Raw genomic sequence first — 21,457 nt, 5'->3', positions numbered from 1 at the left:
GCAGCTGGCACCTCACCCCGGCCACCGCATAAGCAAGAAGGGCTGTCCGACCTACGGCCGGACAGCCCACGACAAGATCTTCAGCAGTCTTCTAGACGATCCCCGGGCTTGTCCTCGTCCCCGCCCTGACCGTACTGCTGCCCACGGCAGGCATATCCGCCGACCCTGAGAACATCGGCTGGTACGGACAGATCAGCGCCGCCGTCTTCCTCCTCGGCTGGGGCTTCGCCTTCATCTGGGGACCCATCGCCGACCGGTTCGGCCGTAAGCCCGCCATGATGGCCTCCATCCTCATGTACGGGGTCTTCACCGCCCTGGCCGGCATCTCCACCAACCTCTGGGAGTGGAACGCCTTCCGCTTCCTGGCCGCCATCGGGATCGGCGGTGAGTGGGCCATGGCCGGCACCCTGCTCGCCGAGGTCATACCCGAACGTGTCCGGGAACGATTCGGCGGCCTGATGCACTCGGCCGCCTATTTCGGCGTACTGGCGATCTCCATCGTCTACCTCCTGTTCGGATCCGAACTCGGCTGGCGCGGCATGTTCTTCGTCGGCGGCATCCCCGCATTCGCCGTCTTTCTCATCCGCCGAACCACCCCCGAGCCCCCGCGCTGGCAGGACCGCTCCGCCAAACTCGTTCAGCAGTCCTTCTGGCAGCCTGTCAAGGAGGTGCTCTCCGGCGAGTACCGCAGCCGCACCGTCGGCAACCTGCTGCTCCTGGTGGTCTGCGTCATCGGCCTGTGGGCCGGCGCCACCTACGTTCCCGCCGCCATGAACACCCTGTGCGCACAGGCCGGTTACGACCACGACACCACCGTGCGCCTGGCCAGCCTGTCCTCGATGACGGTGGCCGTCTTCACCATCCTCGGCTGCTTCGTGGTACCCCGCCTCGCCGCACGTGCCGGCCGCCGCGGCGCGCTGGCCACGCTCTTCGCACTGATGATCGTGGGCATTGTCGGCGCGTACGGCCTGGCCTACCCCCTGCACTCCATCGGCCTGACCTTCGCGTTCCTGCCCGTCCTCGGCCTCGGCGGTGCCAGCTTCGCGGTGTTCACCATCTGGCTGCCCGAGCAGTACCCCACCCGGATGCGGGCCACCGCCTTCGCGTTCACCACTACCTTCTCCCGGTGGGTCGCCGCCGGAGGAACGTTCCTCATCGGCTATGGCATCCACGCGACCGGCTCACTCACCATCCCGCTCAGCCTCACCGCGGTCGTCTTCGCCCTTGGCATCGGTGTCGTGCGGCTGGCCCCGGAAACGCGCGGCGCACCCCTTCCCGACTGATCCGTCGCGGTCTTGGGCGGGACCAGATCGCTGGTGGAGGTCCCGCCCAGGCCACGACGAGAGCAGGCGGGTGCCGTGCTGCCGTCGCTGCTCACCTTGTCAGCGCGATGGTGTGAGAGCTGACCCGACGGCGAAGTGACAGCGCGTGCCTAAGGGCTGATTGCATGGCACGAGGGGTGGGGACATCGGGAACACGATGCCCCACCCCTCACTCACTTCTCAGCTCGGCCCGCCGAGCTGAACAGTCTCACACCGCAAGGCTGGCGAGTTCGAGGTCGGGAACGCTGCGCTGCGCTTGAGCGGCGGGTGCGGTGCTCGGGCGTAGCGCGCATCGCCTCGTGGGCGGCGGAGAGTATGTCTTCGTGGTCATTGAGCACTCCACCCGGCGCATCCGGATCCTGGGCATCACCGCACACCCCACCGCGAGTGGGTGGTACAGCCTGGAAGCAATCTCCTCATGGACCTGGAGGACGCGGGCAACCGGGCCGGCTTCCTCATCCGTGACCGCGGCTCAAGGTTCACGGCCGCAATCGATGCCGTGCTCGTGGACGCCGGGTTCAAGGTCGTCATCACGGGCATCCAGGTGCCGCGAATGAACTCCACGCGGAACGTCTGCCGCCGGCAGCCTAGCGCCGGGCAACGAGGTTCATCACGCTTCGCTTACCACCGATTACCGAAAAGAGCCAAATCCCTGACCCGCACGCGAATGGTATGGGTGTGGCCATGGCCACTTTCGGACAGTCGGGACATCGTTCGTGATTAGGCTTCCGGTCATGCACACCGAGATACGCCGCAAGAGAACTGGCTGCCTGGAGTTCTGGGGTGAGTACCACCTGTGCATGCTGACCACACTTCGACCAGACGGCCGCCCAGTCGTGCCCGTCGGGGTCACACTGAACGCCGACGCTGACATCGCTCGGATTGCCACCCGCAAATCCAGCAGAAAAGTCTCCAACGTCCAGGCAGCGCTCCCGGGAAGGCGCGCGTCGCCGTATGCCACGTGGCCGGAGGACGCTGGGCGACTCTGGAGGGCACGACCGAAGCCCAAGGCCGCGAGCGCCGCAGCCTAAGAGTTCGCGCAGATGGGCGCAGTCGGGGGACTCCAGCCACAGCACGGGCACAGGCCTTGGTGTTTCGCACTCTTCGATGGACGCTGACGCCCACTTGGTCGTACCCGACACCCAATCCCAACACGACACGACGACGTCCACCGCATGGCGATGGAGTCGAGCTTCGAGGAGAGGAACGTTTATGCGCGTCCGGAGCATCGGCGCGGCCACCGCAACAGCATTGGCGCTGTTGGCCGCCCGCGACCTCATCCAGAAGAAGCACGCACTGCTCCGGAACTTCCCGGTCATAGGGCACGCCCGGTACCTGTTGGAGACGATCGGACCGGAGCTGCGGCAGTACGTCGTGACCTCCAACGAGGAGGAGCGCCCGTTCAGTCGTGACCAGCGCACCTGGATCTATGCGTCGGCGAAGGAGGAGAACAACTACTTCGGGTTCGGAACCGACGTCGACGTCGAGCACGTGCAGGGGCACGCCTACCTGAAGCAGCGCACGTTCGCCGACACTCTGCCCGACGCCCACGACCCGCAGGCCCCGCTGCCCTCGGCCAAGGTGCTGGGCGGGCCGCGCGGGCGCGCCAAGGCGTTCCGGCCGGCGAGCGTGGTGAACATCTCGGCGATGAGCTTCGGATCGCTCTCCGGCGCGGCGATCACGGCGCTCAACAGGGGGGCGGCGCTGGCGGGCACGATGCACAACACGGGCGAGGGCGGCCTCTCGCCGTACCACCGCAACGGCGGCGACCTCGTCCTTCAGATCGGGACGGCGTACTTCGGCTGCCGCAACGAGGACGGCAGCTTCAGCCTCGACAAACTCAAGGACGTGGTCGCCGGCGCCCCGGTCAAGGCGATAGAGATCAAGCTCTCCCAGGGCGCCAAGCCAGGGCTGGGCGGGATGCTGCCGGGCGCGAAGGTGACCCCGGAGATCGCCCAGATCCGCGGCATCCCGGTCGGCAAGGACTGCGCCTCCCCGTCCCGGCACACCGCGTTCGGCGACGTCGACTCGATGCTCGACTTCGTCGAGCTGCTCGCCACCGAGACCGGTCTGCCGGTCGGGGTCAAGAGCGCGGTGGGAGACATGGGCTTCTGGCAGGAGCTGGCCACGCTGATGGCGCGCGGTGACCGTGGTCTCGACTTCGTGACCGTCGATGGCGGCGAGGGCGGCACCGGGGCGGCGCCGCTGATCTTCACCGACTCGGTGTCCCTGCCGTTCCGGATGGGCTTCTCCCGGGTCTACGGCGCCTTCGCCGAACTGGGGCTGACCGACGAGCTGACCTTCATCGGCTCCGGCAAGCTCGGCCTGCCCGAGAACGCCGCGGTCGGCTTCGCTCTGGGTGCCGACATGATCAACGTGGCCCGTGAGGCGATGCTGTCGATCGGCTGCATCCAGTCGCAGAAGTGCCACACCGACAAGTGCCCCACCGGCATCGCCACCCAGAATCCATGGCTGGCCCGCGGCATCGACCCGACCTCGAAGGCCACCCGGGCCGCTGTCTACCTGCGCACCCTGCGCAAGGAACTGCTCAAGGTCTCGTCGGCCGTCGGCGTCGCCCACCCGGCACTCATCACAGCCAACGACATCGAGATCATGAACGGCGACTACGAGGCCCGCACCCTGGCCGGCGTCTACGGCTACAAGGACGGCTGGGGCAAGCTCGGCCCGCACCTCGCCGATGAGATCACCACGCTGCTCACCACTCAGCGGACCGCCGTCCACAAACCGGCCCTCTGACGCGCCGACAGCGACAAGCACCACACTCGCTGCTCTCCTGCTCGGAGCGCGCGCCTGGCACCACCCCGTGTCGCCCTCACCTCCCTACCCCACGAACGGTCCATGCCGGGTGATCACAACATGACTGAAGAAGTGAGATTCAAGAGCGTCGTCGGCCCCGAACTGGCCGGGTCGATCGACCTGCCAGAAGGCGAGATCCGGGGCTGGGGGATCTTCGTCCACGGATTCACACTCGGCAAGAACTCGCCGGCCGCCTCACGCGTCAGCAAGCAGCTGGCACGCGAGGGGATCGGGATGCTGCGCTACGACAACCTCGGGATCGGAGACTCCGACGGCGACTGGGGGGACGGTTCCTTCACCATCAAGGTCCAGGACACGATCCGTGCGGCAACGCTGATGGCGGAGCGAGGAACTCCAGCAGACCTGCTGGTCGGGCACTCCTGGGGAGGCGCCGCCGCCATCGCCGCAGCGGCCGAGGCAACCGGCGTCCGCGCGGTCGCCACGATCGGGGCACCTGTCGACCCCAGCCACGTCGAGGGACAGTACGACGCGGTCGTGGATCGCGTTCTCAGCGAGGGGTCGCACGAGTGGTTCGTCGGCGGGAGGACCCTGGTCCTCAAGCGTGCCTTCGTCGACGACGTCCGCCATGCTCACCTGCGTGACCGGATACGCGAGTTGCACGTTCCCCTACTCGTCCTGCATTCGCCTACCGACAACACCGTCGACATCGCCAACGCCGCAGAGATCTTCCTCGAGGCACGACACCCGCGAAGCTTCGTCTCGCTCGAAGGAGCAGACCATCTCCTGACCGCACGAGGACAAGCGCAGCGAGCCGCCCACATCGTCAGCGCCTGGGCCGACCAGTACATCCACAGGTCACAGCCCGGAGGAAAGACCTCGCAGATGATCGAGAAACCGCGCGGATAGACGTGTGGTCAGGGTCGGCGACGCCCTGGACCGAGCGGTGAGGCCGGCCGGGGGTACGGCGGTCCCCCGGGCGGCGTCGGCCTCGTCAGGAGCCGCTGCGCCGGTCTCCGTCGTCGGTGCGCGCGGTGCCTGATCGCGTCGTGTCGGGCGCCGGGGTCGTCGTGAACGGCAGCACCAGCCGGGAGGGGTGCGCGGCGTCGCGGTAGATCTTGTGGGTGACGGGGCGGCCCACCGGCAGGTGGAAGGCGTCCGGCGGCAGCAGCGCGTTGTGCGCGTCGGCCAGCGGCTCGTCGTTCGACAGTTCCACCACCAGGCGGTGCCCCGGCTGGAAGGTGGCCGCGAACGGGTACAGCCGCAGCACGTACTCCTCGATCTTCCCGGGCTCCACCGGCACCGCCCGGGTGTGCGGGTGGTACGGGTTGCCCTCGGTGGTGCGCTTCTCGTCGAGCTCTCGGTGGGACGCCTTGAGGTAGCCGGTGGTGATCAGCTGCCGAGCGCCGCCGGGGGCCTCGTCCCACAGCCGCAGGATGAAGTTGGTGTCGTCCTGGTCGATCTCCGCGAACAGGTGCGCCGCACCGCTGCCGATCAGCTCGGTGGGCTCCTCGAACCGCTCGGTGCGCCAGTTCAGCATCTGCACCTTGTCGGTGACGGTGAGCGGCGCCTGGTAGAAGCCGTCGGGCGAGGCGTACTCGGGGCCCATGAGCTCGGGCTCGAAGGAGAGCCTGTGCCGCGGGCGCAGGTAGAGCGACTTGTACTCGGTCTCCTTCGGCGGCCACTGCGCCGCGGTGACCACCTCGCGGGAACCCTCCACGAAGACGCTCAGGGCCGGCTCGTCCATGATCCCGTTGTCGATTCCCTTGAGCCAGTACTCGTACCAGCGGAACATCTTGTCGTGTTCTTCGACCCAGGGGCGCGACTGCATCGGCGGGTAGGCGCCGATGTCCAGCTTCTTGGGACCCTTGAGCACGTCGAAGAGCTCGATGTGACCGTCCAGGGTCCAGCCGCGGCCCTGGTCGATCTGGAGGTAGACCGGGATGTCGATGTTCCGGGCCAGGTTGATCGGGTTGCGTTCCTCGTACCAGTCGCCGTCGAGGGGGTTCATCACGATGTCGAACCAGAACTCGCGGTTCTTGGGGTATTTGAGCACGTGGACCAGGTTCGGCCAGGCCGTCACGTCCGGGTCGTCCAGCCGCTCGTCGACGAGCTTCCTCAGCTCCTCGGGGCTGTGGACCTCCTGCATGCGGGACTTGACGTTGGTGTGCGCGATGCCGGAGTCACCGCCTCGGCCCTCGCGGGCGGCACGCGGCATGAACCACATGATCCCGCCGTGGTATGTCGTCTCGTAGAAGTCGTAGTGCCCCCCACTGACGAAGATCGCCTTCAGGTGCGGCGGACGCTCGGCGGCGGCGAGCACCTGCATCGAGCCGAAGTACGAGATGCCGATCATGCCGACGTTGCCGTCGCACCACGGCTGCGCGGCGACCCACTCGATCAGGTCGTAGAGGTCCTGCCCCTGCGACACCCCGCCGAAGTTGTAGTTGCCGATCATGACGCCGCCGGAGTCGCCGGTGCCGCGCATGTCACCGATGACGTGGACGTAGCCCTCGCGGACGACACGGGCGATGTCACCGGCCTCGATGCAGCCGTCCCACATCGGGCTGGGCCGACGCTGCGGCGGTGTGGTGAGGCCGAGGGCCTGCAGCTCCTTGCCGTAGGCGCTCATCGCGATCAGGGCCGGCCGCGGCGTGTCGTCCACTCCGTGGTAGGCGTCCACGGCGAGTTGGACGCCGTCCCGCGTCGGCACCCGCAGGTCCTTGCGGACGACGATGGTCTGCCCGCCCGCCTGGATCGTATGAAGGTCGGTCATGGTGAGAAGCTCCTGTACTACACGGTCTGGTGGTGCTGCGCGCGGTAGCCGTGCAGCGAGGTGAAGAACGGCGACGGCTCGAGCGTCGGGTCGCCGCGGTAGCCGAGTGCGTCGGCGACGGGGGTGAAGGGGGAGTACGGCGAGTCCGTCTCCCGCAGCCCGGCCTCCAGGCAGGCGCAGGCGGCCGCGGCGACACGACGCTCGGCGACGAGGCTCTGGGCGATGGCCTCCCGGGCCTGTGCCTCGTCGAGCTCGACGCCGTACGGCGTGCCATCGGCGCGGCGGTACGGGTGCCCGAGGTACAGGTGCCGCGGACGGACCTCGTCGCGCAGGTGTTCCAGGCCGGCACGGTAGGCGGCCGGGTCGGTGTAGCCGGGGAAGCCGTTGGCGGCACCGTGGACCTGCACGGCGTCGCCGGTGAACACCGACCGCTGACCGTCGACGACATAGGCGACCGATCCGGGCGTGTGGCCCGGGATCGAGTGCACCGACACGGTGACGTCACCGCCCAAGGACAGGGTCTCGCCCCCCTCGACGAGCAGGGTGGGTTCCATCTCGCCGGAGATGACGGCGTCGGCGGCCGCCGCCACCTTCGCCTCCCCGTCCGGATCACCCAGGTACCGGCCGCGTCCCGCGCGGTACTCCTCCACATGGGCCCGCCGCGAGCGGAGCATCGGTGCGTCGGCCTCGTGGATGACCACCTGTGCACGTCGGCCGGTGAGCTCCCACAGGGCGTACGCCCCGCCTACGTGGTCGATATGACCGTGCGTCAGCAGGATCCAGCGCACGTCCTCGATGCGGCGCCCGATCGCCTCGAGTGCCGAAGCCATCCCCTCGGCGGGCGAGGACGCTATCCCGGTGTCGACGATCGCCGGTTCGGGTGCGTCGATGAAGAAGCTGTACAGACCGAAGCGGCCCCACGGCGAGACCAAGGGATGGACGGTGACTGCGTGCGTCATGGTCCTCTTTTCTGAACTCGTGCTTAGGCCGCCCGGTCAGTGGCGGCTGAGGAAGTCGCGGGTCGTGGCGAAGACCTCGTGGTACTCGGGGATCCAGGAGAAGTGCTGGACGAATCCGTGGTTCGCGCCCTCGTAGCGGCGCACCGTCGCCCCGACCCCGGCCTCCTGCAGCCTTCGGCCGTAGAGCTCCCCCTCGTCGCGCATCGGGTCGAACTCGGCGGTGACGACGAGAGCGGGCGGCAGCCCGCCGAGGACGGTCCGCCTGATCGGCGAGACGAGCGGGTCCGCCGGGTCGGCGCCGCTGTCGAGGTAGAAGGCGTTGAAGGGTCTCAGGCCCGCCGTCTCCAGGCCGTAGCCGACGGCGTTCTCCCGCAGCGAGGGGTAGCGGTCGAGGTCGAAGTCCAGGTCGAGCGAAGGGTAGTAGAGGATCTGGTGGGTGATCCGGTCGAAGCCCTCGTCGTGTGCCCTGGCCGCGACCGCGGCGGCGAAGTTGCCGCCAGAGCTGTCGCCGGCGACAGCGAGGGTCGTGCCGTCCCAGCCCAGGTTCTCCCCCTCCTCGGCAACCCACCGTACGACCGCGTGGCAGTCGTCGAGTCCGGCGGGGAAGGCGGCCTCGGGCGCCAGGCGGTAGCCGACGGAGACGACCTTGAGCCCGGTCTCCTTGGCCAGGGAGCGCGCGACGTGGTCGTGCGTCTCCAGGCTGCCGAGGAAGAAGGCGCCGCCGTGGAAGTACACCAGCAGACCGTGACGGTCGGCCTCGGCCAGCGTGTAGATCCGCACCGGCACCTCGCCGGAGGCGGTCCGTGCCGTCACGTCCTCGACCGAGTGCAGCGGCAGGCGTTCCTTCACGGGAGCGACATGCGCCTCGTCGGCGGCGCGCAGTGCGACCGGGTCGAGCGGGCCCTCGGGCGGGGTGGGCAGGCCGGAGACGAACTTGGCGATCTCGGGATGCAGCGGCATGACGTCACTCCTTCGGCGCGGCGGCCGCCGCGGGCTTCTGGCCGGGGAAGACGTCGTTGATCTCGTCTTCGGTCCAGCCCTGGCGCGAGATGGCCTGCAGTTTGTCGGTCATGGGCTTGCGGGTGGCCTGGTACAGCGCCAGTGCCTCCTTCAGGGAGTCGGCTTCGCGCAGGGCGTCGGCGAGCCCCCCGGCGTCCTCGATGGCCGAGTTCGCGCCCTGGCCCTGGTGGTGCAGCATCGAGTGGGCGGCGTCGCCGACGAGGACGACGGAGCCGGAGTGCCAGGTGTCGACCGGGTCGATGTCGTAGACGGCGCGGATGTTCAGGGTGTCCATGTCGAGGTCGCGCGTGATCTTCACCAGGCGTTCGTCGAAGCCTTCGACCGTCCTCAGCAGGTCGTCCTTGGTGACCTGGGGTGTCCAGGTGCTGTCCGGGCACAGGGCGGTGATGTCGAACGACACCTGGCCCCGGTGCCTCAGCGGCAGCAGGTAGATCTTCGTGCCCTTGCCGATGTACATCCGGAGGTTGTCGTCGACGACCATGCCGTGGGCGTCGTCCACCGAAATCACGGCGCGGTAGGCGTGCTCGCCGGAGAACAGCGGGCTCTTGTCACTGAACAGCTGGTGGCGCACGACCGACTTGATGCCGTCGGCGCCGACGACGAGGTCCGCCTCGACCGTCTTGCCGTCCGCGAAGGTGAGGACAGCGCTGTCGCCCTTGTCCTCGACGGTCTGCAGTTTGTGACCGAGATGCACCATGCCCTCGGGCAGCACGCCCAGCAGGGCGTCGATGAAGTCGCCGCGGTGGATCAGATGCGTGTGGGTCTGGTTCCCGGCGGCCGGCCACGCCTCCTTCATGATCGGTTCACCGGTGGCGGTGAGGATCTCGAAGTACTCGCTGGGCGAGCTGACCTCGGCGATCGCGTCGAAGATGCCCCACTGGCGGAACCGGTCGATGGTGGCGGGGCGCAGACCGATGCCGGCGCCGACCTCGCGGATCTGGTTCGCCTGCTCGTAGACGTTCACGTCCGCGCCGAGCAGGCTCAGGGCCTTGGCCGCCGCCGCGCCGCCGTATCCCGCTCCGACGACCGCGATCTTCAGGTTCTTCAGGTCCGAGGACTGCATGGTGGTTCTCTCTTACTTCTGGATGGTCAGGAAGTCGGCGGGGTTGTCGACGAAGATCGTCGTGATGGCGGCCTCGTCCAGGCCGACGGCGCGAAGGTCCGGGATGAGGTCGTCGAAGATGTAGTTGACGGTGTGTCCCTTGACGCCCGGCCAGCCCAGCGGGCTGCAGTTGGCGTCGGCGGAGGCTAGGACCTGCCTCAGCCGGCCGTCGCCGATGAACCGCAGGAAGTGGTCCAGCCGGTCCTTGCGGGGGCGGGCCCAGAACGGCGGGTCCGGCAGCTCGGTCTCATAGCCGAAGGTGTCGAAACCGATGCGGCCGCCCTGCTCCGCGATCCAGACGTCGCGCGTCCTGTCGGCGTTCACGCCGTCGTCGACGTGCCCGAACAGCACGCGGTCGAGGGGAAGGCCTTCCTCGTTGAAGATCGCGATCGCGTTCTCGGCGTCGATCGCGAGGTGGGTGAGGATCGGCACGCCGGTGGTGAGCGAGGCGCGGGCCGCGGCTCGGTAGATGCGCTTGTCCAGGTCCGTCATACGGCCGCCGCGGCTCACGCCGACCTTGATGACGCCGGCCGGACTGCCGGTGGTGCCGATGCCGGCGGTGATCTCGTGGACGAACTGCCGGGTGAGGTAGTCGACGTCGGCGCGGGCGAAGTGCGGCAGAGCGGTGTCGCCGCCGACGAAGCCGGTGCAGGCGACGATGTGGACGCCGGTCTTCGCGGACAGGGACTTGTAGTAGTCGACGTCACGGCCGTTGCAGATGCCGGTCGCGTCGACGAAGGTGCCGCCGCCCAGCTCGTGGAACCTCCGCAGCCTCGGGACGGTCTCCTCGTAGCGCTGCTCGGGCGTCTTCCACCACTTCGTGTCCAGCTCGGAGCCGGGCATGCCGTACCCGATGTGCTCGTGGATCGCCACGAGACCCAGCTCCTCGGCGGGGACCGGCCCCAGGACTGTGTTCACTCTCGACACAACACTCACCTTTTGAGAAGAGGACTTGACGGTCGTTCGGGCCGGCGCGCTCAGCGCAGCGCGAGCAGGTCGCGCGGGTTGGCCACGAGCATCCGCCGCACGTCGTCGTCGCCGAGGCCCCGCGCCTTCAGCAGCGGCACGAAGGCGGTCAGGACGTGGCTGTACGGCAGGTCGTTGGCGGGGTGCCCCATGGCCACCCCGGTCGCGCCGGCGGAGAGCAGGATCCGGTCGGTGAGACCGGCCCTCACGAGGTCGGCGACCAGGGCGGCGCGCTCGGCGTCCGTGAGGTGCTCGGCGTCCTCGGTGCCGACGTGGTCGAGCGCGACGTAGGCGCCGCGGCCTGCGACCTTCGCGGGCGCGCCGGCGGCGACGGCGTCCTTGCGGTCCAGCCCGCCTACGACGACCCGGTCGGCCGGCAGCTTCTCGTCGAGAACGGTGTCGAGGTCGTGTACGGCGTCGGCGCCGTACCGGACGGAGACCGCGACGCCGGTGGCGAGGGCGGTGCGGGCCGCGCCGCGGAACAGGCTCTCATCGGTCGCGGTCATGCCGGTCCGCGTCGCGGTGGTGGCCACCAGACCGGCGGGGCCGCGGCGCTCCACGCGCGGGACCACCATGCCCTCGGCGATCTCCTTGGTGAAGAGGTCGGCGAACTTGTCGGCCGGCCACGGCGTCGGCGGGTTGGTCTGCGGCGTGCGGAAGTACCCGCCGAGGAGTTCCTCGGGGCCCTGGCCGGTCGAGGCGACGATGTGCACACCGGTCGTCCGGGACAGGCTTTCGTACAGCCGGACGTCCCGTCCGTGGAACATGCCGGTGCTGTCGACGATCGTGCCGCCGCCATGAGCGCGGAAGTCCCTCAGCTTCGCGGCCAGCGTCTCGAAGATCTCGGCCCGGTCGAGGGTGATGTCGAAGGCGTGCTCCGCACCGGGGAGCACCGACAGCAGGGCCTCGTGGACCGAGACGACACCCAACTCCTCAGCCGGCACCGGGCCCAGGACGGTGTTCACGGTGTTGCTGTTCACGCTCATGACTGCCTCACGTGTCCGGTGTGGGGTGCGACCGTGCACCCTGTGGCTGCCGTCACGTTAGCCATTCGCTTTACATAACGTCAATGAAACGAACACCACGAAAACGAAACGCACGGAGGGTTGCGCCAGGGCGGAAAATCAGAGCACGGGCGCATGCCGGCCGGGCACATGAATGTCGTGCATGTAATGCCATGTGAATCATTCACTTGATGGATGTAAGGTCGGCCACTTTCACTGAGGACATGAACACTCCGCCCACCTCCGAAGTCGACCTCTTCGCCGACGAGGTCGTCCTGGACCCCTGCCCCGTCCACGCCGAGCTGCAAAAACAGGGCCCCGTCGTCCACCTGCCGAAGAACGACGTCTACGCACTGACGCGGTACGACGTCATCCGCGGCGCACTCGCGGACTGGGAGTCTTTCTCCTCGGCGTCGATCGCGTTCAACCCGGCGGCCAACCGGGCGCTGACCGGCACCTCGCTCGCGTCCGACCCGCCGGTGCACACCCGGCTGCGCGCCACGCTCACGGAGAACCTCTCGCCGCGCGCCCTGCGCGGCCTGAAGGACCGGATCGAGTCGAAGGCGGACGCCCTGGTCGCCGATCTTGTCATGCAGGGCTCCTTCGAGGCCGTCGACGCTCTCGCCCGCGCCTTCCCGCTGGAGGTCGTCGCGGACCTGATCGGCTTCACCGGCCACGTACGCGACAACATGCTGCGCTGGGGCCAGGCCGCCATGCAGGTCCTCGGCCCGATGAACCAGCGCACGGCCGAGAACTTCCCCATCGCCGGGCAACTGTACGGATGGTGCTCCGAGGTCACGGCCGACGACCTGGCCGAGGGCTCCGTGGGCCGTGGCATCTTCGAGGCCGAGGCGCGCGGCGCCGTCCCCGAGGGCACGGCCGGCCACATCATCCACCAGTACCTGGGCGCCGGCGTCGACACGACCGTCGCGGCGATCGGCAACATCGTCGCCCTCTTCGCCGCGCATCCCGACCAGCTCGACCGGGTTCGCGTCGAACCGGCCCTGATACCGGGGGCGTTCAACGAGGTGCTGCGCTTCTGGTCTCCCGTCAACGTCTGGGGCCGGCTCGCCACCCGGGACGTCGATGTCGAGGGCACCGTCATCCCGGCGGGCGCACAGATCGCGCTACTGCTCGGCGCCGGCAACCGCGACCCCCGGCACTACGACGACCCCGACACCTTCCTGGTCGAACCCAACCCGGTCGACCATCTGTCGTTCGGATACGGCCCGCACGGCTGCGCGGGCCAGGGACTCGCCCGCCTGGAGGCCCACGCCGTGATCGAGGCACTCTCCCGGCGCGTCAAGCGCCTCGTCGTCGGACCCGAGGTCCGTGTTCCCAGCAACATCACCCGGAGCATCGAAGAGCTCCCTGTCCTGGAGGTGATCCCCGCATGAGGATCGTTCTCGACCGCGCCCGCTGCGAGGGCCACGGCCTGTGCGAAGAGGCCGCCCCGCAGCTCATGCATCTCGACGACGACGCGGAGCTGGTGCTCGATCGCGAGGAAGTCGACCAGGCCGACGCCGCTCTGGCGAACGCCGCCGCCCGGGTGTGCCCGGTCGCCGCGCTGAGGGTCGAATGAGCGCCGGCACCCTGGAACGCGTCGTCGTCGGCAACGGGATCGCCGGGCTCACCGCCGCCCACACGCTTCGCGACGCCGGGTTCGACGGCGAGTTGACCGTCGTCGGCGACGAGACGCACCCGGTGTACAGCCGCCCCGCCCTGTCGAAGGCACTGCTGCTCGACAGCGACGACATGTCCTCGCACGCGCTCCCGCCGGCCGGCCACGGGGCGACCGAGCTTTTGGGCGTGCGCGCGACCGGGCTCGACCTCGACCGACGGCTCGTCACGCTCGACGACGGCACCGCCCTGCCGTACGACCGCGTCGTCCTCGCCACGGGCTCCCGGGCGCGGCGGCTGTCCGAGCTGCCCGACGAGGTCACCCTGCGCGGACTCGACGACGCGCTGACGCTGCGCCGCCGCCTCGCGGACCGGCCCTCGGTCCTGGTCGTCGGCGGCGGCCCGCTCGGCATGGAGATCGCCTCGGGATGCCTTGCCACCGGCTGCCGAGTCACCCTCGTCTCCCAGGGGATGCCGCTGACCGATCAACTCGGTCCGCACCTCGCCGGTGCCTTCGTCGCCGCCGCGCGCGACCGGGGGCTCACCGTCGTCGAGACCGGCAGGGCCCGGGTCGAAGGGCGTGCGGGCGACGCCCGGGTCGTGCTGGAGGACGGCGCGGTCCTTGCGGCGGAGATCCTGCTCACGGCCGTCGGCGACGTACCCAACACGGAGTGGCTCGCCGGCACCGGTCTCGTCGTGAACGGCGCCGTCCCGGTCGACTCGCGGGGCCTCGCCCGTCCCGAGGTCGCGGCCGTCGGCGACCTCGCCGCCTTCCCCACCCCGCAAGGCCTGCGCCGCGTCCCCCTGTGGAGCAGCGCCATCGAGCAGGCGAAGGCCGCCGCCCGGGCGCTCGTCCACGGCGAGGACGCACCGCCGCTCGCGTTCCAGCCCTACTTCTGGACCGAGCAGTTCGGACTGACCCTCAAGGCGGTGGGACACCTCCCGGCGGCCGGGGAGCCGGCGTACGCCGACGGAGAGCCCGGCGGCGGGCCGGCGTTGATGACCTGGTCGCAGGAGGACGGCACCACCACGGCCGCGGCGCTCAACCACCGCATCCCCATTCCCCGGCTGCGCCGCATGACCTGGGCGGCCGCGTAGGGTTTGCTCCATGAACGGCGACGGTGAGGGCACCCGGGCTTCGGGGCTGGACCGGCTGGCGTCGGTCAATCTCAACCTGCTGGTGCCCCTCCTCGCGCTTCTGGAGGAGCGTTCGGTGACCAGGGCGGCGGAACGGGTGGGACTGTCGCAGCCCGCCATGAGCCACGCCCTGACCAGGATGCGGCGTCTGCTGGGCGACGAGCTCGTCGTCCGGCAGGGAAGCGGCGTCACGCTCACCCCGCGTGCGCTGGAGCTGATCGCGCCGCTGCGCAGCGCGCTGCAACAGACGGCCCAGATCGTCGACTTCCCCTGTTTCGACCCCGTCACGGACGAGCGGGTCATCACGGTCGCCATGACGAACAGCACGGCGTTCGTCATCGGCCCCCGGCTGACGCGGCTCGTCGCCGAGCGCGCGCCGCACGCCACGCTGCGCGTGCGGACCATCACGGTGCCGACCGAGGCCACCTTCACCGAGGGGGGCGTCGACGTGGTACTGATCTCCGAGGGGCACTTCTCGCCGTATCCGCGCGAGCGGCTGTACGACGACCGCTGCGTGGTGGTGGCCTCACCGGACACCCCGCCCCAGGCGAGTGCGCTCGACCTGCTCACCACCGAGCCGCACATCGTGGTCGACACCGACCGGCGGGTCTTCCCGTACTCGGTGCTGGAGGACAAGGGGATCCCCTACCGCGTCGGTCAGTGGATCTCCGACTTCCTGCTGGTGCCGTTCCTCGTGGCCCGCGCGGGCGGCGTCGCCCTCCTGCGCTACCGGGTCGCCGCCACCATGCAGACGCTCGCCGACGTGCGGATCGAGGAGTTCCCGTTCCCGCTGCCCGGGCTCGGCATCGACATGGTGTGGAACCCACGCCTGTCCGACCGGTCCTTCGTCGCATGGCTCCGGACGCTGCTGTTCGACGCCGCGGCAGAGATCTGACACCGGCCCGGCTCCCGGCGGCGGTCAGGTCAGCAACCGCACCCAGCTGGAGCTGAGCTCGTCGAGCATCTGCTCGCGCGTGAGCTTCCAGTCCGCACCTTCCCAGTGCTGGGCGACGTAGTCCAGCTCGGCCATCGCCAGTACGCCCCGGAAGCGGCGCTGATGGGGGGCGAAGCGCCCGGCCGCCGTCAGTCCGTCCTCGATGTCGCTGATGGCCTCCTCCAGCCATCGCTCCACCAGGTCGGCGAGTTCCGGATCGACCGCCGCGGCGTCCCGGCCCACGCGGATGATCGGCCGGATCGTCGGCCAGCTGTCGGCGGTACGCCGCAGCCAGGCATTGATCGCCTCCGGCGTCCCGTCGGCCACCGTCGCAACCAGGCTCTGGGCCGTGGAGCCGTGCTCGGGTGAACTGACACGCTGCAGAGCCTCGTTGAGCTGCTCGTCGATGAGCGCCTTCATCAGCTCGCTGCGGGAGGGGAAGTAGGCGTAGAACGTCACCCGGGTGGTGCCCGCCTCGGTCGCGATGTCGTCGACCGTCGTGGCGGCGTACCCCTTCGTCTTGAACAGCTCGAGTCCCGACTCCAGCAGCAAGCGGCGCGTCATCTGCTTCTGCGCCTGTCGAAGGTTCGCCATGCCGGGATCCTAACGCGCCGCCGCACGATGACCGTACGGACCGACTCCGCGCCGCACGCCCCGCATAACTCCTTGACGAACTGTAAAGCAGGATGGGCGGCCGGTGCCCCGTGCCGCTCGGCACAGGACACCGGTCGCGGCTCGGGCGAGCAGGTCGAGGGAGAGCCGCCTGCGCAGGTCAGCCACCGTGATGCCGTACGTCTCCCACACGCGGACTCCGTCCGGGCCAGGCACGCCCACCGGCAGCCCGGCCAGGAGTACGGCCCACATTGCGGTTGTCCGCGCCGGCGCCGTCGGCGTTGCCGCACACCACGTCGTCGATCGCGGCGCGGTCCAGGACGGGCGCCCGGTCCAGCAGGCCGGTCAGCGCGGTCGCGGCGAGATCGTCGGGGCGCGCCCCCGCGAGGGCTCGGTTGAAGCGGCCGCTCGGGGTACGGACGGCCGCGTACAGGTAGGTATCGCTCACGCTGCACTGCCTTCCACGACCGTCAGCGAGGCCTCGGCGTCCGCCGAGGACAGCGGGATCGGCGTGAACATGGGCGGCTCCTGGTCCGGCGTCAGCGCGGTCGGGCCGTACAGCCAGTCGACGAACGAGTAGTCGTAGGTGTCGCGGGCGCGCAGCAGTGCGTTGCGCTGCTCGCGGGGGACGCCGTCGAGGTGCCACAGCTCGCCCCACGTGCGGGAGGTGCTCAGCACGCGGCGGCAGTGCTCCGGGCGGACCGCCTGGTAGGCGGCAAGGGCGGTGCCCCAGTCGACCGTGCCGTCGGCGGCCCGGTTGCGGGCGACGTGCTCGCCCAGCACCCAGCCGTCCTCGATCGCCATGATCGCGCCCTGCGCGATGTACTGCAGCGGCGGGTGCGCGGAGTCACCGAGCAGCGCTATCCGGCCATGGACCCAGTTCATGATCGGGTCACGGTCGAACATCCGCCACCACTTGTCCCGCCACATGAACGGCAGGCCGTCCCGGACGAAGTCGCAGGTCTTGGCGAAGGCGGCGTCGAGCTCGTCGGGCGTGCCCCAGTCCTGCTGCCCGGCCAGCGCCTTGGGCGACTCGAAGACGGCGACCTGGTTGAGCAGCTCGCCGCCGCGCAGGCCGTAGTGCACGAAGTGGCAGGCGGGCCCGACGTACACCACAACTTCGCCGAGGTCGACGGACTCCACTCGCGGCAGCTCGGCGGGCACGGTGCCGCGGTAGGCGACGTACGCCGAGGAGACGGGCTCGTCGTCGACGAGCAGCTTGCGGGCGGGGGAGTGCAGCCCGTCGGCCGCGATCACGACGCCGGCCTCGTGCGTCTCGCCGGAGGCGAGGGCCACGCGGGCGCCGCCGTCGGTGTTCTGGTACGAGGTCACCTGCGCGTCGGTGATCAGCTCGACGCCGACGCGCTCGCACGCGCGCAGAAGCAGACCGTGCAGGTCGCTGCGGTGGATGACCAGGTACGGGTAGCCGTGGCGCCTCTCCAGGTCCCGCAGGTCGAGCCGGGTCAGCTCGACGCCGTCGACGGCATCGCGCATGACCATGGAGTCCGGGACGACGCCGAGGCTCTTGGCTTCCTCGAGCAGGCCGTAGTCGTCGAGGATGCGGGTGCAGTTGGGCGCGAGCTGGATGCCGGCGCCGACCTCGCCGAAGGCTGGGGCGCGCTCCAGCAGGCGGACGCTCTGGCCCTGGCGGGTCAGCGAGAACGCGACGCCGAGGCCGCCGATGCCGCCGCCGACGACGATCACATCAGGATGGGACATGACTCAACTCCTCAGAGCCACGGGCCGAGCTCGGGAGCGTCGGCGAGCGAGTGTGGACGACCGGTCAGCCAGGCCGCGACCTCCGGCAGCGGCCCGTCGGGCACGTCGGCCGGTCCGCGCTTCTCGCGGATCTCGTCGACCAGCGCGGTCAGGAAGCCGTCCGGCAGGTCGGCGAAGGTGGTGCCGGTGCCGAAGTCGGCGGCGTGGACGCACACCTCGCGGGCGCGCATCCACGGCAACTCGGTGGCGGGGACCGTGCGGCCCTGGGCGGTGACGACCCTGTGCTGCCACTGGTCGTCGGTGAGCCGGTCCAGCCCCTCGGCGAGCTTCTGCGCGGAGGCGGTCAGCCAGGACCGGAGATCCTCGGCGGACAGGGTCGGGCCCTTGGCGATGCCGGCGGCGCGCTCCTCGGCGGAGGCGTACATCGGCGTCTCCTCTCCGGTGGCCGCCCAGTGCACGAGGTTGCACAGGGCGTCGGCGTTCGCGGCGACATGAGCGGCGAGGTGCTTGCGGGTCCAGCCGGGCAGCACGCTGTCGGCCGAGAAGCCGGCTTCGTCGAGGTCCGCGACGGCGGCGTGCACCAGCTTCGTGCCCGTGCGGGCCCACACGCGCGCGTCGGCGGAGGTCCGTGCGGCGTCCGTCATGCCTCGACCACCTTGTTCGTGCAGGCGCCCAGACCGGAGATCTCGGTGACCACGGTGTTGCCGGGGAGCAGGAAGACCTTCGGGTCGCGGGCGTTGCCCACGCCGGCAGGGGTGCCGGTGGCGATGATGTCGCCGGGGCGCAGGGTGATGACGGTGGAGATGTACCGCACCAGGAACACCGGGTCGAACAGCAGCGTGCCGGTGTCGTCCTGCTGCATGACCTGCCCGTCGACGACCGTCTTCACCTCGAGCGAGGGGCGGACGCCGCCGACCTCGTCGGGGGTGACGACGTAGGGGCCGACCGGGGTGGAGGCTTCCCAGATCTTGCCCTGGGTCCACTCGATGGTGCGGAACTGCCAGTCGCGCACCGAGATGTCGTTCATGACGGTGAAGCCGGCGATCGCGTCGGCGGCCTGCTGCTCGTCGGCGCGGCGTACCGCCTTGCCGATCACGACCGCCAGCTCGACCTCCCAGTCGAGCGCGTCGGTCTCGGTCGGCTTGGCGATGTCGTCACCGGCGCCGAGAAGGGTGTCGGCGAACTTCGGGAAGAGGGTCGGGTAGTCCGGCAGCTCCCGGCCCATCTCCTTGATGTGGCCGGTGTAGTTGTGCCCGACGCAGATGATCTTGGATGGGTTGGGCACGACCGGCGCGAAGTCGGCGCCGTCGGCGGGGTGGGTGGTGCCGGAGGCGGCGGCCCTGGCCTGCCAGTCGGCCTCGGCGAACAGCTCGCCCAGGTCGGCGTACCCGAGATCGACCAGGAGGTCGCCGTCGAGACGGACCGCCCTGGTGCCCTCGGCGGTGCGGATGGTGGCGAGCTTCATGGTCAGGCGTCCTTCTGGGTGCGGTTGAGCCGGAGCGCCTCGAAGACGGGCGCGTCGGAGAAGCGGAAGAGGTCGAGGGCTCCCTCGTCGGAGTCGGTCGTGCCGGCCTCGGACCTGGCGGCGAACGGCTCCCAGGACGGAACGACGAACAGGTCGCCGCGGGTCACCGTCCAGGACGTGTCGCCGACGGTCACCACGCCGGAGCCGTCGAAGACCTGGTAGACCGACGAACCGGTCTCGCGCACCGGCGCGGTCTCGGCGCCGCGGGCGATGCGGTGGAACTCGGCGCGGACGGTCGGCAGGACGTCGGAGCCGTCATGGGGGTTGGAGTAGCGCACCGCGGCGTGACCGGGCCCCACGGTGCCGCCGAAGCCCTCCTTCTCCAGCAGGAGCTGGTCGCGGAGAGCGGCGTTGGTGTAGTCCCACTTGTACGACAGCAGCGGGCTGCCCGGCGTGGGCGGGGCGGCCGCCAGCGGGCGCAGGCCGGGGTGGCCCCACAGGCGCTCGGAGCGCGACCGCTGCGGGGTGATGCGCTCGGCGTCGCTGATCTCGTCGCGGCCGAACTCGAAGAACTGCGCCTCGGTGACGTACTGGAAGGGGATGTCCAGGCCGTCGATCCACGCCATCGGTTCGGAGGTGGCGTTGTGGTGGGCGTGCCAGTTCCAGCCCGCCTGCGGGAGGAAGTCGCCACGGTTCATCGGGACCGGGTCGCCGCCGACGACCGTCCACACGCCCGAGCCCTCGACGACGAAGCGGAAGGCATGCTGGGTGTGCCGGTGCTCCGGGGCGTCCTCACCGGGCATGAGGTACTGGATGGCCACCCACAGCGTCGGGGTGGCGAACGGCCGTCCGCCGAGGGAGGGGTTGGCCAGCGCGATGGCGCGGCGCTCGCCGCCGCGGCCGACGGGAACCAGGTCGCCGGCCTGGGCCGCCAGTTGCCGCAGCCGCTCCCAGCGCCACAGGTGCGGCACGGCGCGCGAGCGCGGGTGGGCCGGCATCAGGTCGCCGATCTCGGTCCACAGCGGGACGAGCAGTTCCTGTTCGAACCCGCGGTAGAGCTCCTCGAGTGCCGGGGTGACCTCGGGCTGCCCCTCCGCGGCGACAGCCTGGAGCCGGACCGGGGAACCCGTGGCGATGTCTTGGGTCATGGAGGTCTCAGTCACGGCATCAGCGTGCGCCGCGTCTGGTAAGAGAACATGGGGATTCTGGAGAGCAGAATCAAGGAGGCACGCCATGGACAAGCCGCTGAAGACACCGCCGCCCTACCCGATCGCCAGCGTGGACCACGCGCTGCGGGCGGCGACCATCCTGCAGATGGAGGGCGGCGCGACCGTCTCGCAGATCGCCGAGCGGCTGGGCGTCGCCCGGTCCACCGCCCACCGGATCCTGGCGATGCTGGTCTACCGGGACTTCGCCGTGCAGGACGAGGACCGCGTCTACCGCGCGGGACCTGTGCTGGAACTCGCCGCGCACTCACAGTCCCTGGTCTCGCGGCTGCGCGCGGCGGCCCTGCCCCACCTGCACCGGGTCGTCGACCTGCTGGACGAGACCGCGAACCTGACGGTGCGCACCGGGGACACGGCCCGGTTCATCGCCAGCGTCGAGTGCCGGCAGGCCCTGCGGGTCGGCTCCCGGGAGGGCATGGTGTTCCCGGCGCACCGCACCACAGCGGGACTGCTCCTGCTCGCCGACCTCTCCGACGAGGAACTGGACGAGGTGTACGCCCCCGAGCGCTACCGCGACCGTCCGGCCGACCGACCGGATCTCACCCGCCTGCGCACGGAGCTGAAACGGCTGCGGCGCAACGGGTTCGCCGTCAACAAAGAACGGTCCGAGCGGGGTCTGGTCGCTGTGGGCGTACCGGTGCGCGACCGGGACGGCACCGCGCTGGCCGGCCTGTCGGTGTCGATGCCCAGCGTGCGCTACGACCCGCACCACCTCCAGTCCCTGGTCACGGCCCTGAATGCAGCGGCCCACGCACTGAAGGAGGACCTGGCGGAGCGCTGAGACTCCCGACTCGCACGACAGGGAGAATGATTCTGTGGC

19 protein-coding genes and 3 pseudogenes are annotated in these 21,457 nt (G+C 69.9%); 10 read left to right on the top strand and 12 right to left on the bottom strand.

The features are described from left to right. Positions 1–98 precede the first annotated feature (98 nt). From ABZ904_RS16345 to ABZ904_RS16325, 5 genes and pseudogenes are all read left to right on the top strand, one after another. Positions 99–1,283, top strand: coding sequence for an MFS transporter (locus tag ABZ904_RS16345; protein ID WP_361823814.1), 1,185 nt, complete (start codon positions 99–101; stop codon positions 1,281–1,283). 353 nt (positions 1,284–1,636) lie between these two features. Next, positions 1,637–1,884, top strand: a pseudogene (locus ABZ904_RS16340) (integrase); the annotation flags it as partial. 172 nt (positions 1,885–2,056) lie between these two features. Continuing rightward, positions 2,057–2,316: pseudogene (locus ABZ904_RS16335) on the top strand (pyridoxamine 5'-phosphate oxidase family protein); the annotation flags it as partial. 218 nt (positions 2,317–2,534) lie between these two features. After that, entirely contained in the window at positions 2,535–4,079 is a 1,545-nt protein-coding gene (locus ABZ904_RS16330; RefSeq protein ID WP_361823798.1) for an FMN-binding glutamate synthase family protein, read from the top strand. Between the two features lie 120 nt (positions 4,080–4,199). Beyond that, positions 4,200–5,006, top strand: a complete 807-nt coding sequence (locus tag ABZ904_RS16325) for an alpha/beta fold hydrolase (protein WP_360998652.1) — start codon at positions 4,200–4,202, stop codon at positions 5,004–5,006. A gap of 85 nt (positions 5,007–5,091) precedes the next feature. Here ABZ904_RS16325 and ABZ904_RS16320 read toward each other — a convergent pair whose 3' ends face one another. Genes ABZ904_RS16320 through ABZ904_RS16295 form a run of 6 tightly spaced genes read right to left on the bottom strand, consistent with a single transcriptional unit; the run spans position 5,092 to position 11,906 of the window. Next, on the bottom strand, positions 5,092–6,873 hold the full coding sequence (locus ABZ904_RS16320; protein ID WP_359393075.1) for a CocE/NonD family hydrolase: 1,782 nt from the start codon (positions 6,871–6,873) through the stop codon (positions 5,092–5,094). Between the two features lie 17 nt (positions 6,874–6,890). Further along, a complete protein-coding gene (locus ABZ904_RS16315) occupies positions 6,891–7,832 on the bottom strand; it encodes an MBL fold metallo-hydrolase (protein ID WP_361823794.1) in 942 nt (313 codons plus the stop codon). A gap of 36 nt (positions 7,833–7,868) precedes the next feature. Then, entirely contained in the window at positions 7,869–8,792 is a 924-nt protein-coding gene (locus tag ABZ904_RS16310; RefSeq protein ID WP_361823791.1) for an alpha/beta hydrolase, read from the bottom strand. 4 nt (positions 8,793–8,796) lie between these two features. Then, positions 8,797–9,915 carry an FAD-dependent monooxygenase gene (locus ABZ904_RS16305; protein ID WP_359393083.1) on the bottom strand — a complete coding sequence of 373 codons (1,119 nt, stop codon included), beginning with the start codon at positions 9,913–9,915 and terminating at the stop codon, positions 8,797–8,799. Between the two features lie 12 nt (positions 9,916–9,927). Further along, complete coding sequence (locus tag ABZ904_RS16300; protein WP_361823788.1) at positions 9,928–10,872, bottom strand: phosphotriesterase; 945 nt, start codon at positions 10,870–10,872, stop codon at positions 9,928–9,930. 59 nt (positions 10,873–10,931) lie between these two features. Then, entirely contained in the window at positions 10,932–11,906 is a 975-nt protein-coding gene (locus tag ABZ904_RS16295; RefSeq protein ID WP_361823786.1) for a phosphotriesterase, read from the bottom strand. Positions 11,907–12,148: 242 nt separating this feature from the next. Between ABZ904_RS16295 and ABZ904_RS16290 the strand changes: the two genes are divergently transcribed. Genes ABZ904_RS16290 through ABZ904_RS16275 form a run of 4 tightly spaced genes read left to right on the top strand, consistent with a single transcriptional unit; the run spans position 12,149 to position 15,576 of the window. Continuing rightward, positions 12,149–13,321 (top strand): cytochrome P450, encoded by a 1,173-nt coding sequence (locus ABZ904_RS16290; RefSeq protein ID WP_361823783.1) that lies wholly within the window; start codon positions 12,149–12,151, stop codon positions 13,319–13,321. Further along, on the top strand, positions 13,318–13,506 hold the full coding sequence (locus tag ABZ904_RS16285; RefSeq protein ID WP_359393091.1) for a ferredoxin: 189 nt from the start codon (positions 13,318–13,320) through the stop codon (positions 13,504–13,506). Before ABZ904_RS16290 ends, ABZ904_RS16285 begins: the two co-directional genes overlap by 4 nt. Then, positions 13,503–14,642: an FAD-dependent oxidoreductase gene (locus ABZ904_RS16280; RefSeq protein WP_361823779.1), complete on the top strand. Its 1,140-nt coding sequence runs from the start codon at positions 13,503–13,505 to the stop codon at positions 14,640–14,642. The genes ABZ904_RS16285 and ABZ904_RS16280 overlap by 4 nt, the downstream gene beginning before the upstream one ends. A gap of 10 nt (positions 14,643–14,652) precedes the next feature. Next, complete coding sequence (locus tag ABZ904_RS16275) at positions 14,653–15,576, top strand: LysR family transcriptional regulator (protein ID WP_359393095.1); 924 nt, start codon at positions 14,653–14,655, stop codon at positions 15,574–15,576. 24 nt (positions 15,577–15,600) lie between these two features. On the opposite strand, the gene ABZ904_RS16270 is transcribed toward ABZ904_RS16275, so the two are convergent. The 6 genes and pseudogenes from ABZ904_RS16270 to ABZ904_RS16245 form a co-directional block, all read right to left on the bottom strand. Next, positions 15,601–16,209 carry a TetR/AcrR family transcriptional regulator gene (locus tag ABZ904_RS16270; protein WP_361823776.1) on the bottom strand — a complete coding sequence of 203 codons (609 nt, stop codon included), beginning with the start codon at positions 16,207–16,209 and terminating at the stop codon, positions 15,601–15,603. 228 nt (positions 16,210–16,437) lie between these two features. Next, a pseudogene (locus ABZ904_RS16265) lies at positions 16,438–16,675 on the bottom strand (3-oxoadipyl-CoA thiolase); the annotation flags it as partial. Continuing rightward, on the bottom strand, positions 16,672–17,946 hold the full coding sequence (locus ABZ904_RS16260) for an FAD-dependent oxidoreductase (RefSeq protein WP_359393099.1): 1,275 nt from the start codon (positions 17,944–17,946) through the stop codon (positions 16,672–16,674). The pseudogene ABZ904_RS16265 and the gene ABZ904_RS16260, both read right to left, overlap by 4 nt. An 11-nt stretch (positions 17,947–17,957) precedes the next feature. Next, complete coding sequence (locus ABZ904_RS16255) at positions 17,958–18,590, bottom strand: maleylpyruvate isomerase family mycothiol-dependent enzyme (protein ID WP_361823773.1); 633 nt, start codon at positions 18,588–18,590, stop codon at positions 17,958–17,960. Further along, positions 18,587–19,411 carry a fumarylacetoacetate hydrolase family protein gene (locus ABZ904_RS16250; RefSeq protein WP_359393103.1) on the bottom strand — a complete coding sequence of 275 codons (825 nt, stop codon included), beginning with the start codon at positions 19,409–19,411 and terminating at the stop codon, positions 18,587–18,589. Before ABZ904_RS16250 ends, ABZ904_RS16255 begins: the two co-directional genes overlap by 4 nt. A 2-nt stretch (positions 19,412–19,413) precedes the next feature. Continuing rightward, positions 19,414–20,574 carry a cupin domain-containing protein gene (locus ABZ904_RS16245; protein ID WP_361823770.1) on the bottom strand — a complete coding sequence of 387 codons (1,161 nt, stop codon included), beginning with the start codon at positions 20,572–20,574 and terminating at the stop codon, positions 19,414–19,416. A 70-nt stretch (positions 20,575–20,644) separates the two neighbouring features. Here ABZ904_RS16245 and ABZ904_RS16240 point away from each other — a divergent pair, with 70 nt between their 5' ends. Then, on the top strand, positions 20,645–21,418 hold the full coding sequence (locus ABZ904_RS16240; RefSeq protein ID WP_359393107.1) for an IclR family transcriptional regulator: 774 nt from the start codon (positions 20,645–20,647) through the stop codon (positions 21,416–21,418). Positions 21,419–21,457: the final 39 nt, after the last annotated feature.

The organism is Streptomyces sp. NPDC046900 (assembly GCF_040644975.1).
Taxonomy (GTDB): Bacteria; Actinomycetota; Actinomycetes; order Streptomycetales; family Streptomycetaceae; genus Streptomyces.
The sequence above is the reverse complement of the archived record's forward strand: the minus strand, read 5'-3'. Positions and strand labels throughout refer to the sequence as shown.

Coding starts and splice junctions, on each gene's coding strand:
- ABZ904_RS16320 (WP_359393075.1), bottom strand. CDS start 6,873: ATGACCGACCTTCATACGATCCAGGCGGGCGGGCAGACCATCGTCGTC.
- ABZ904_RS16250 (WP_359393103.1), bottom strand. CDS start 19,411: ATGAAGCTCGCCACCATCCGCACCGCCGAGGGCACCAGGGCGGTCCGT.
- ABZ904_RS16255 (WP_361823773.1), bottom strand. CDS start 18,590: ATGACGGACGCCGCACGGACCTCCGCCGACGCGCGCGTGTGGGCCCGC.
- ABZ904_RS16290 (WP_361823783.1), top strand. CDS start 12,149: ATGAACACTCCGCCCACCTCCGAAGTCGACCTCTTCGCCGACGAGGTC.
- ABZ904_RS16315 (WP_361823794.1), bottom strand. CDS start 7,832: ATGACGCACGCAGTCACCGTCCATCCCTTGGTCTCGCCGTGGGGCCGC.
- ABZ904_RS16280 (WP_361823779.1), top strand. CDS start 13,503: ATGAGCGCCGGCACCCTGGAACGCGTCGTCGTCGGCAACGGGATCGCC.
- ABZ904_RS16275 (WP_359393095.1), top strand. CDS start 14,653: ATGAACGGCGACGGTGAGGGCACCCGGGCTTCGGGGCTGGACCGGCTG.
- ABZ904_RS16305 (WP_359393083.1), bottom strand. CDS start 9,915: ATGCAGTCCTCGGACCTGAAGAACCTGAAGATCGCGGTCGTCGGAGCG.
- ABZ904_RS16240 (WP_359393107.1), top strand. CDS start 20,645: ATGGACAAGCCGCTGAAGACACCGCCGCCCTACCCGATCGCCAGCGTG.
- ABZ904_RS16270 (WP_361823776.1), bottom strand. CDS start 16,209: ATGGCGAACCTTCGACAGGCGCAGAAGCAGATGACGCGCCGCTTGCTG.
- ABZ904_RS16325 (WP_360998652.1), top strand. CDS start 4,200: ATGACTGAAGAAGTGAGATTCAAGAGCGTCGTCGGCCCCGAACTGGCC.
- ABZ904_RS16285 (WP_359393091.1), top strand. CDS start 13,318: ATGAGGATCGTTCTCGACCGCGCCCGCTGCGAGGGCCACGGCCTGTGC.
- ABZ904_RS16295 (WP_361823786.1), bottom strand. CDS start 11,906: ATGAGCGTGAACAGCAACACCGTGAACACCGTCCTGGGCCCGGTGCCG.
- ABZ904_RS16260 (WP_359393099.1), bottom strand. CDS start 17,946: ATGTCCCATCCTGATGTGATCGTCGTCGGCGGCGGCATCGGCGGCCTC.
- ABZ904_RS16310 (WP_361823791.1), bottom strand. CDS start 8,792: ATGCCGCTGCATCCCGAGATCGCCAAGTTCGTCTCCGGCCTGCCCACC.
- ABZ904_RS16330 (WP_361823798.1), top strand. CDS start 2,535: ATGCGCGTCCGGAGCATCGGCGCGGCCACCGCAACAGCATTGGCGCTG.